Consider the following 10,345-nt stretch of genomic DNA (forward strand, 5'->3'; position numbering starts at 1 on the left):
AGATTATTCGACAAGACCGCAAGCGCAGTTTTCTATATTACCTCATGGAGTATGTCGAGGGAGAGGGCTTAGATAAATGGCTGAGAAAGAACCAGCCACCGAGTCCAAAGCGTGCTATCAATATCGTTAAACAAGTTGCAGAGGGCTTAAAAGCGTTTCATCAAAACGAGGCGGTACATCAAGACTTGAAGCCCGGAAATATTATGGTGACTGAAGAGGGCAAGGCCTTGGTGTTGGACTTCGGGTCAGTATTTGTTGCCGGTTTGTCTGAGTGCGTGAGCCCTATTATTCCTGATGGCGTTTTGGGTACAGCTGGCTACTCAGACCCGCTTTATCTACGCGGACATAACCCCGGGATCCAGGGGGACGTCTACTCGCTAGCAACCATTACCTATGAAATGTTTACAGGCACCTTGCCTTATGGAGATAAAATAGAGCAGTGCAGAAGTGCCTTTGATTATGATCAGTTACGGTACACTGAAGCCAGTTCAAATAACCCGGTGATACCAGAATGGTTTGACGGTGCTTTGAAGAGAGGGACGTCTTTTGATCTTGAAGAACGGTATAGAACGATCGATGACTTTATGAAGGACCTGCTGCAGCCAAACCCTGAGTTTCTGAAAGCGGACCCAGTGGTGCAGAAGAGTGCCAATACTTTAATGTTCTGGAAGCTTCTGTCAGGTTTCTGGTTTGTTACTTTCTTGCTGCTCATTTACCTGTTTAGCCAGAACAGTTGATGTAAATGCTTTGATTTGAGCTTGGATGAAGGCTTGAGTCGAGCTATATTGTCGCTATTACAATAAAAGAAGTGTTAACGACATGAGTACTACTGCCCGCGCTTTTTGGTATCGCTGCCTCAACGAGCCTTCGGCCGATTTCTTTCCTTCCTTGATAGTGACGGTCTTTCTCTCATTAGTTATTATTCTTAATATTCTTGAAGTCGTACTTGGTTCTCTGCCAGGCTTCAGGGAGCAAATGGGCGACTGGGTACTCATTGCTAATATCTGCTTTGTGGTCGTTTTTGCATTTGAGTATCTGTTGCGTTATTGGGTAGCGGCAGAAACACCTCATGCGACTCATATGACTAGCGGGCGAAAGCGTTGGCTATATATTCGTTCGCCGATGGGCCTAATCGATCTTTTCTCTTTCTTGCCTTTACTCCTCTTACTGCTACTGCCGGGCGATGCTTTTGGTGATCTGCGTATTCTTAAGCTGATATCGATGGTAAGGGTGCTTAAGCTAACCCGCTATTCTGCATCATTATTGATGATTGCTCGTGTCTTTCGTGAGAATAAGAACACCTTACTGGCAGCAGGTTTGGTGATGATGATCTTAATGTTTATCGCCGCGACAGGCATTTATATCTTCGAGAAGGTTGAACAGCCTGAAGCCTTTGGCAGTATCCCTGCTTGTTTATGGTGGGCTGTTGTGACACTGACGACCGTTGGCTATGGAGATGTGACGCCTATTACTGTCGGAGGACAGCTTTTTGGTGCGCTGGTCATGGTTTGTGGTGTCGGGATCGCAGCGATGCCCGCTGGTATTTTCGCATCCTCATTTGTCCAGCTTGTTCGAGAGCAGGAGCATGAGCGACGAAGAAAACTGCGTATTCGTCGCGGCCAATTAGAGGTAGTCGCTGGAAAGAATAAAGAGGAAGAGCCTTCTTTGCATTTGAGTATGAGTCAGTCTGAGCAGCGAGAAGTGGCGTATTTAGTGTCTGAATATGGCTTAACACTCGATCAGGCGACGGGTGTTGTGAGTCACTTTCGGCACTAAATGTCTTTGTAAGAGTCAGTGCCAGTTTAGGAAAGTACTAATTTATCGTCATCCAAGGCGTCATGATTCTTATGGAATTGATCCAGTAAGTCTTGGCTGTTCATACCTTCGCGCTGCTTGCCACTGACATCAAGAACAACCTGGCCCTGATGAAGCATCAAGGTTCTATCGCCAACGCTTAAGGCCTGATTCATGCTGTGTGTAACCATTAAGGCAGTTAGTTTTTCGCTACGAATAATCTCTTCGCTTAAGTTAAGGATAAATTTGGCTGTTTTCGGGTCCAGGGCAGCAGTATGTTCGTCAAGCAGTAGTAATTTTGAAGGTTGAAGCGCTGCCATTAGGAGGCTGACCGCTTGTCGTTGACCGCCTGACAACAGTCCAATTTTATCTTCTAAACGATATTCCAGGCCAAGCTCCAGGCTCTTCAACTTATTAATAAAGCTTTGTTTGAACTCTCTTCGAGCGGCTCGCTGTAACCCCCTTCGTGAGGTGCGTGCCTGCGCTAGTGCAAGGTTTTCCTCAATCGTCAGGTCTTCACAGGTGCCAGTTAAGGGGTCTTGGAAGACTCGCGCTATCCATCGGGCTCTTTTATGTACAGGAAGCTTAGTGATGTCTTGATCATCTAAGTGAATTTGTCCTGTTTGAACAGCGACTTCACCAGACAGGGCGTTCAGTAAGGTTGATTTACCTGCACCGTTGCTGCCAATAACTGTAATGAATTGATGCTTAGGAATAGTCAGGTCGATTCCCTTTAATACATGGTTTTCTAAGGGGCTGCCGAGATTAAAACTAACATCTACCTTGCTCATTGAGATCATTGGCCGAACCTCGTGCGTGCTTTAATGGCGCTTTTGATATTTGGGGCAACAATTGCGAGCGTTACCAAAATAGCCGTGATCAAATTGAGATCTTGAGCTTTAAGGCCTAATAATTCACCGTTAAGTGCCACGGCAATAACCAGGCGATAGAGTAGTGAGCCAATCAGGCAGGCAAGGATCCAGCGAAACAGGTTCTTCGGGCTAATCAAGGCTTCGCCGCCTATCACAGAAGCAAGGCCGATAATAATGATGCCGACCCCCATAGTTACATCAGCGCTACCCTGACTTTGAGCAAATAAAGCGCCTGCCAGGGCGACAAGGGCATTAGATAGTGACATCCCAAGAATAACCATTAACGAAGTATTGACGCCATTGGCCTGAGCCATTCTGGGGTTAGAGCCTGTAGCGCGCATTGCTAAACCAATTTCACTACGCAGGAACATAAAAAGCAGGGTGAAAGTAATAAGACTAATGATACCGAAGCAAATTGGGTAGGCGACATAATAAGGAATCTCATAAGTAGCAATACTTAGCTTATCTAGCGGGCTTAACAAGGTATCAACGCCGAGCAACGCGATGTTCGGGCCATCCATTATTCGCAGGTTAATGGAATAAAGCGCGATCATAGTCAGGATTGATGCAAGTAAATGCAAAATTTTTAGTTTCACATTTAATATCGCTGTCACTGAGCCTGCAAGGGCGCCGGCTAAGCAAGCGCAGAGCGTCGAGATAAGAGGGTTTACGCCAGCAACAATCAGTGCCGCGGCGACAGCGGCCCCTAAGGGAAAAGACCCGTCAACAGTAAGGTCTGGAAAATCCAGGACTCGAAAAGAAAGAAAGACTCCAAATGCGACCAGCGCAAAAATGAAGCCGGTTTCTAAGGCGCCGAATAAGGCAAAACTATTCAACAAGTGATTTAGCCTTAGAGATAAACTCTGGCGAAAGTGTTATGCCCATACGCTTTGCTGCGCCAGGATTAACAAACAACTCTGTATTCATGACACCTTGAACCGGAATATCAGCAGGTGATTGGCCTTGAAGAATCTGCACAACGATCTTGCCTGTCTGTCGGCCCACTTCATAGTAGTTAAACCCTAAGGCCGCGATGGCGCCACGAGCGACACTATCGGTGTCGCCGGCAAAAACAGGAATGTCTGCTTGCTCAGAAATTTTGATGATACCTTCTATAGCAGAGATGACTGTGTTGTCTGTAGGGAGGTAAATTGCATCAACCTTGCCGAGTAATGAGCGAGCTGCAGTTTGCACATCCGAGGACTTGGGGGAGACTGCTTCAATTACTTGAAGGTTCAGCTCTTCAGCATGTTGCTTGATTAGCTTGAGAAGTGAAACAGAATTAGCTTCTCCTGGGTTGTAGATAATACCGAGTTGCTTACTGGCAGGGAGGACCTCTTTAATCATCTCTAAATGCAGTTTTATCGGTGTTAGGTCCGACACGCCTGTAACGTTTTTGCTCGGTTGCTCCCAAGACTTCACCAGTTTGGCTGCCACAGGATCGGTCACTGCGCTAAAAACTATGTTGGTATTTCTGGCAGAGGCTACCGCAGCCTGGGCTGAAGGGGTGGCGATAGCTACAAATACGTCTGGCCTGTCGCCTGCAAATTTTTTGGCTATTTGGGCTGCAGTTGCCGGTGCGCCTTGTGCACTTTGGTAATCCCACTTAAGATTTTCTCCGTCTTTCCAGTCATGCTCGGCGAGGACATCCTTAACGCCCTTTCTCACTGCATCAAGGGCAGGGTGCTCAACAATCTGGGTGATTGCAACGTGCTTACTTTCTGGAGCGGCAAGCGTATTAAAGGATAGAAGGCTCGCTAGATATGATACTAGCAGTAGGTTGAATAGAGACTTGCGGGGCCAGGATAAGAAGTGTTTCATTAATTGCATCCATCAAATTATTGTCATGAAGCGATAAAAGTGGCTAAAGCTTCTTATTTTTTGCATGGTAATCAATCGTTAGCTTGCTGCCAAGCGATTCTGGGAGGATAATGCCTGTTTAGATTATGTACAGCTAAAGGCAACTATTCGAATAGGGGTAATATTATTCCGTCACAGCCCATGCTGAACATAGGATCAGGAATGTTAAGGTCAGGGTGACCGTTGTGGTATGGAACAATTTTGCTTTTATTAGTCTGGTTTGCGCTCTATTGAGTACAGCCAGTGCAGTACTTTGCTTATCGGCAAAACGCCAGGGAGGGTCGATTCTTTTTGGCCTAATCTGTACGCTCTTGGCTCTCTGGTCTTTTAGCTTGTTCGTTGGAATGTCTACCAACGAGCCTTCACAAGCTTTGTTTTGGGCACGTTGTGCTAACTCAGTCGTGTTATTCCTTCCGGTCTTGTTGTTTCACTTTGTTGTAAGCTTTGTGGGTAAGCAACATGCCTACGAGCGTGTTTCTTTCTCATACTATCTTTTATCGCTTCTCTATTTGAGTTTGATATTTATCGCTCCAGAGCATTTTCTACACAGTCCCAGCTTTCGTTTTGATGCTTTCTGGTTCCCTGTAGGGGGGAACTTGTTCTATCTGTTTCCGGTATTTTTTGCCGGGATTATTGGGCATACTCTATATGTCCTACTGCAAGAGAGAGCCGACACAACCCGCTCAGGTAAGTTAAAGTTGGACTATCTGATCATGACGATTGCCCTGGGTTTTTTAGGGGGTGGGATGACGCTATCTCTTGAGTTTGATATCAATATACCGCCTTATGGCTTACTTTCAGTCGCCCTTATGGTGGTGATATCTACCTACGCAGTATTGAAACATGACCTACTTGAACTGCCCGAGACGCTGAGTTTTGTTATCACGCGTTTGATGATTTACATTTGCATCGTTGGTTTCGTGGTTTTAATGCTTAAAGGTGGCATCTTTATAGATCAAGCGTATTTGAGTGTTTCTCAGACTGTATTTCTGGTTCTTATCACCATCTGTTCCTGTGAATTTTATGCAGCGATGAAATCTCGCTTACAAGCGTTTTCAGATAAAGTCCTGGTTCGTCAGAAACTTGATGCTGAGCGGCACTTTCGAGACCTAATGTATCAGCTAGATCAATCTGATGACTTTGAGTCGATGTTGCCAATTCTTCGGCAGTTTTTTGAGCAACAAAGCTATATCCATCACTATGCATGGTATTTGGATAGGGTTCTATTGGAGCGAACTTTATCCAGGAAAGAGTTGGAGCGCTTTGATGCGAATGACCTGAGCGCTGAGAGAAACTATCAACGCATACTATTTAGCGGCAGTGATGGACGCCGCCATGATCGTTTGCCCTCTTCTATAAACGTGCACCTGCAGGGTGAGGCTGAGGAAAGAACGCTTAACGCCCAAATGGTTGAAATTATGTCAACTGAGCAGCTCGATGCTGCCTATGATTGGGTCGAAATGGTGCCGGGACGTGAGATGCTGGGTTTGCCTGTTGTTGCAAATAGTGACTTTAGGGGAATGCTCTTAGTCGTCGTCAGTAAATCTGACATGCGTTTGAAAGATCAGTCGAGGTTACAGGCTTTGTCGTCTAAATTGGGTCGACTCATTGAGCGTGTAGAGTTTTTTCGCCGTCAGGCTTTCCAGGAGCAGCGCTTCTTATTTCAAAAAATGCAGAGTTTGCAGTCTTTGGCCGGTAATATCGCCAATGACATGAGAGGGCCTTTAGATCAATTACATGCCTTTGTTGAACATGCTGCATTGGTACGAGCGGAGCTAAAAGATGAGAGATATTTAGATAGTCCCTATAGCCAAGCTCATGTGGCTATCGCGCGAAGTGCTCAGGTGATCGACATGAGTCTAGGTCTGGTGAAGGATGAACCCATCGATGTAAGTACCTTCAAGGTGCTTTCAATTCAGAGTGTAGTAACGAAGAGTTTGGCAGAGTATGTGTTTATGCCAGGAGAGCGAGAGAGAATACGAACAGACTTACGCCAAGACTTCTTGTTCAAAGGTGATGAATGGTTATTGATTTATGCTTTGTTTAACATACTAAAAACGGCCATCAATCACTCTGTCGTGGCTAAAGGCGAAGAGATCACTATTGATAGTCGGGTTGAGGGTGGCCGTAATGTATTATTATTGCGTTATAAAGAAGGTGTTCAGCGTTCTCAGCTAGAAGGTTTAAGAGTTGTGGATGAAGATTCATCTAACCTTGATCTGGCGACCGTCTATTATCGACGGGTCATGAGCGCTTTAGGGGGGGCGATAAGTTATTCCACTGACTCGGAGCAATGCACCGAAATTCTATTGGTTTTCCCCTGTTTAAGAACGGGAGGCGGTGATAGTGAATCGATTCTGGATGAGCTGAGCGTTGCTCCTTAGCACTCTATATCTCTGCGTTTTCTTGAACTAAGACAATCAGCTTTTTGGGTCCATGAGCGCCATAGGCTAGTGTTTGTTGTATATCTGCTGTTTTCGACGGGCTGGAAATAAACAAAACATTGCTTGGCATTTTCTCGCATTGACCCCAAGGTTCATCATTGAGCAAACTTGATAAATCCGGGTAGATTTGATCCTCTTGTAGTAGCACTAGATGTATTGGTGGCACAAGCGACATCATTCTAGGTTCGTCTTTATTTGGCAGCAGCAATAAGGTTCCGGTTTCGGCTATTGCTCCCTGTGCAAGGGTGATGCCGATATCGATGTTATGGAATAAGGTTTCCCGAAGGGTTTCATAAGCTTGTGAGTAGCGTGTAATGCTGATGTTATTATTATGAAGGCGCAGAGCTTGTTCAATTTCGCTTTGGTATGCAAGATTATTCCCTAATAAGCAGTGCTTGGCTTTTTCTCTTTCCATGATGTCAGTAAGTGTTGTTTTCCACTTAAGCGCGCTAACTCGATGTACTTCTGCGTGATTTTCTTCTAGTTTTGAGATCAGCTGCCTAAGCAAATCTTCAGCTTGAACAATACCACTACGACTTCTATGGGAGCTAGGCAAACCCTCGCGTTCTGGTGCTTTAAAACCCTTGGAGCGTTTTAGGCGTGAGAGTATGTTCAGTTTAGCTTGGTTCATTGGCGTGGCTCCTTGCTTTGTCCATCAAATTTTTGATGGCTATGCTTTAGCCTCTCGTGAAGGGTACGTGCACTTGGGCGAGCCGGTGTTCGGGTATTGCGCCATGCTTTTGGGTAGCAAGTGCTGATGAAAGGGAAGGCGCCCATGAGCTTGGTGACTAGGCGATAGAGTTTGGGGTGGGTATGGATCACTTTCCACAAACGCCAGATCCACGATTCTACCTTTAGCGTCGAGCCAGTAGCTTGTTGTTTGTTTCTCAAACTACGGATAAGTTGAGGCAGTTTAATATCTACTGGGCAGGCTTCCCCGCAGGCGCCATTAAGGGAGCAGGCATTTAGAAGCTCCCCATGACTTGCCATACCCTTAAGTTGAGGCATAACAACCTGCCCAATAGGGCCGGGGTAGGTTGTGCCGTAAGCATGTCCGCCTATTTTGGTATAGACCGGGCAGTGATTCATGCATGCACCACAGCGAATACAAGCGAGAGTGGTTTTCAGCTCCGGATCTTGTTGGATGAGTGAGCGGCCATTGTCGAGAATAATTAAGTGAACTTCCTCGGGGCCGTCAAGTTCTCCTGCTTGACGCGGGCTGCTAATCAAGTTGAGGTAGCTGGTGATATGTTGGCCGGTTGCGGAACGAGTGAGAAGGCGTTGTAGTGTTGGTAGTTCTCTCAGGCTTGGAATAACTTTTTCCAGGCCCATAATTGCAATGTGCACCGGAGGAGCTGTGGTAGATAAGCGTCCATTACCCTCGTTTTCTACCAGGCAAAGCGTACCTGACTCGGCAGCAGCAAAGTTGACGCCCGAAATGCCAATGTCTGCTTTTTCAAATTTATCCCTGAGGATTCTTCTACCCAGACCAATCATGCCATCAACGTCGTTCGGGTCGCATTTCAACTTGAGCTTCTTTTCAAATAGTTGAGCAATTTCCTGTTTGTTTTTGTGGATGGCGGGCATGATGATATGAGACGGTGTTTCATCGGCAATCTGCACAATGTACTCCCCCATATCCGATTCAATGGCTTCAATATTATGGCTCTGGAGGAAATTGTTCAATTCGATTTCTTCGCTCGCCATCGACTTTCCTTTGATAACAAGTTTGGCTTTGCGACGTTGTGCTATGTCGAGAACAATTTGGTTAGCTTCGATCCCGGTTTCTGCCCAATGTACCTGAATGCCGTTATTGCTACATTGTTGTTCTAGTTGCTCTAGCAGTTCAGGTAAACGCTCGACGACGTTCTGTCTTATTGCTGCACCTTGTTCTCTAAGGGTTTGCCATTCCTCTTCATCACTGAAGGCTTGTTTGCGTTTATTGCGTAGAAAGTCCATGGCGCCGCGGAAGTTGGAGCGTAGCTGCGTATCTTCTAGTGCGCTTTTTATGCGAGTGGCGAAGTTTGAGTGCGCGTCGTCAGTCATGTTGTATTCCAAAACGCTGAGCAATAAATCTCGCGATATGGGTGCAAGGACGCTTGTCGCCTGAATGCTTGATATGTCCGCTAATATTCAAAATGCAGCCACAATCACCGCTTAATATAGACTGAGTATTTGGTGATAGTAAGTGCTCACATTTGTCTGCTGTCATGGCGGCAGAAATCTCAGGAGACTTGATAGCAAAGGTTCCCCCAAATCCGCAGCACTCCTGCTCTAGTGTTGGTAAGGATACCTCGACGCCATCTAGCTTTCTTAGAATTGATAGCCATGGTTCTGCGACTTCCATCTCCCTAAGGGCGCTACAGGATCGGTGAAGACTGATATGAGTGTGGGAGCTGTCGATTTGCTTATTGTATGGGAGGATGGGCTCTAGAAACTCGATAAGCTCGTAGGTTCTCGAGCTCAGCTCTATTGCTTGTTTATGCTCTGTGGAACCCGTGTCGAAGAGAGTCGGGTAGTGATGCTTGATCATGGCCGCACAAGAGGCTGAAGGTACGATAACAGGTAACTTTTTGTCGGAAAAAACCTGAATGGTGTGCCAGGCGACATCTTTGGCTGGGCTTGCTTCACCCGAATTATAGGGAGGCTGTCCGCAGCAGGTTTGCGCTTGAGGAAATACTATTTGATAATTACATAGTTCAAGCAGAGCAATCGCATCCATACCTGATTCCGGGTAAAAGGAATCTATTAGGCAAGTTCCAAAGAGGTAGACCTGTTTACTCTGCATGAGATTTTTTCGAAGTACCGTTAAGGATATGGAGGTCGATCAGGCCAATTTCATCCCAGTCGCTGTTTTTAGCAACCTCAAAGCCGTTTTCAACAAAAATATATTTAAGAAGCTTTACCCCTTCGTCATCCTTAATCATATTCACAAACGCCCGCTTTAACTTGGTGAGCGAGAAAAAATCGACGCGAGGGTGTGCGATAAGAGGGTAGGGAGAAAACCCGGGGCTGTCCCAGAGCATTCTCAGGCGACTACGTATTTCAGGGGGGAGTGCTCTAAAGCTCTCATCAGTTCCGCCACCGGCGATGTAATCCCCATTAGCGACGCCTTTGTAGACCGCTGACTGACTAGATAAAAACTGGGGGATGATATCGAAGTTAAGTTTATTCAGGCTTTCTCTCGGCACTACGCTGGCGGCAAAATCTAGCAAGCCAGGAAACGCAATGGTTGAATTTCTTAGCTCTGCCAAGGTCTTAATTGGTCCAGTTTTCTTAACGAATATTAGTCCTCTGATTGGCTGTGACTTGCGTTTGACCTGGGCCTGGTAGCCCGGAAACTCTTTAAATGCATGAAACTGCAAAGGGGTAGTG

At 46.1% G+C, this 10,345-nt stretch carries 10 protein-coding genes; 3 read left to right on the plus strand and 7 right to left on the minus strand.

Going from position 1 to position 10,345, the window contains the following annotated elements; translation table 11 throughout:
• Both A3761_RS03245 and A3761_RS03250 read left to right on the plus strand, forming a co-directional pair.
• Window positions 1-737, plus strand: a 737-nt coding sequence (locus A3761_RS03245) for a serine/threonine-protein kinase (protein ID WP_156491553.1), incomplete at its 5' end; no start/stop codon positions are given.
• A gap of 82 nt (window positions 738-819) precedes the next feature.
• Window positions 820-1,776 (plus strand): ion transporter, encoded by a 957-nt coding sequence (locus A3761_RS03250; protein WP_068516791.1) that lies wholly within the window; start codon window positions 820-822, stop codon window positions 1,774-1,776.
• A gap of 26 nt (window positions 1,777-1,802) precedes the next feature.
• Here the strand turns inward: A3761_RS03250 and A3761_RS03255 are convergent, their stop codons facing one another.
• The 3 genes from A3761_RS03255 to A3761_RS03265 are packed head-to-tail and all read right to left on the minus strand — an operon-like array spanning window position 1,803 to window position 4,487.
• On the minus strand, window positions 1,803-2,594 hold the full coding sequence (locus A3761_RS03255) for an ABC transporter ATP-binding protein (protein ID WP_068553467.1): 792 nt from the start codon (window positions 2,592-2,594) through the stop codon (window positions 1,803-1,805).
• Window positions 2,591-3,505, minus strand: coding sequence for an ABC transporter permease (locus A3761_RS03260; RefSeq protein ID WP_068553468.1), 915 nt, complete (start codon window positions 3,503-3,505; stop codon window positions 2,591-2,593). The genes A3761_RS03255 and A3761_RS03260 overlap by 4 nt, the downstream gene beginning before the upstream one ends.
• On the minus strand, window positions 3,495-4,487 hold the full coding sequence (locus A3761_RS03265; protein WP_068553469.1) for an ABC transporter substrate-binding protein: 993 nt from the start codon (window positions 4,485-4,487) through the stop codon (window positions 3,495-3,497). Before A3761_RS03265 ends, A3761_RS03260 begins: the two co-directional genes overlap by 11 nt.
• Before the next feature lie 224 nt (window positions 4,488-4,711).
• Between A3761_RS03265 and A3761_RS03270 the strand changes: the two genes are divergently transcribed.
• On the plus strand, window positions 4,712-6,910 hold the full coding sequence (locus tag A3761_RS03270) for a histidine kinase N-terminal 7TM domain-containing protein (protein ID WP_197470163.1): 2,199 nt from the start codon (window positions 4,712-4,714) through the stop codon (window positions 6,908-6,910).
• Between the two features lie 4 nt (window positions 6,911-6,914).
• On the opposite strand, the gene A3761_RS03275 is transcribed toward A3761_RS03270, so the two are convergent.
• From A3761_RS03275 to A3761_RS03290, 4 genes are all read right to left on the minus strand, one after another.
• Window positions 6,915-7,601 (minus strand): lactate utilization protein, encoded by a 687-nt coding sequence (locus A3761_RS03275; protein WP_068553471.1) that lies wholly within the window; start codon window positions 7,599-7,601, stop codon window positions 6,915-6,917.
• Window positions 7,598-9,016, minus strand: coding sequence for a LutB/LldF family L-lactate oxidation iron-sulfur protein (locus A3761_RS03280; RefSeq protein WP_068553472.1), 1,419 nt, complete (start codon window positions 9,014-9,016; stop codon window positions 7,598-7,600). The genes A3761_RS03275 and A3761_RS03280 overlap by 4 nt, the downstream gene beginning before the upstream one ends.
• Complete coding sequence (locus A3761_RS03285; protein ID WP_068553473.1) at window positions 9,009-9,758, minus strand: (Fe-S)-binding protein; 750 nt, start codon at window positions 9,756-9,758, stop codon at window positions 9,009-9,011. The genes A3761_RS03280 and A3761_RS03285 overlap by 8 nt, the downstream gene beginning before the upstream one ends.
• Window positions 9,748-10,345: phosphate/phosphite/phosphonate ABC transporter substrate-binding protein (locus A3761_RS03290; protein WP_156491554.1), on the minus strand; the 598-nt coding region annotated here is incomplete at its 5' end. The genes A3761_RS03285 and A3761_RS03290, both read right to left, overlap by 11 nt.

It is taken from the genome of Oleiphilus sp. HI0123, assembly GCF_001635315.1.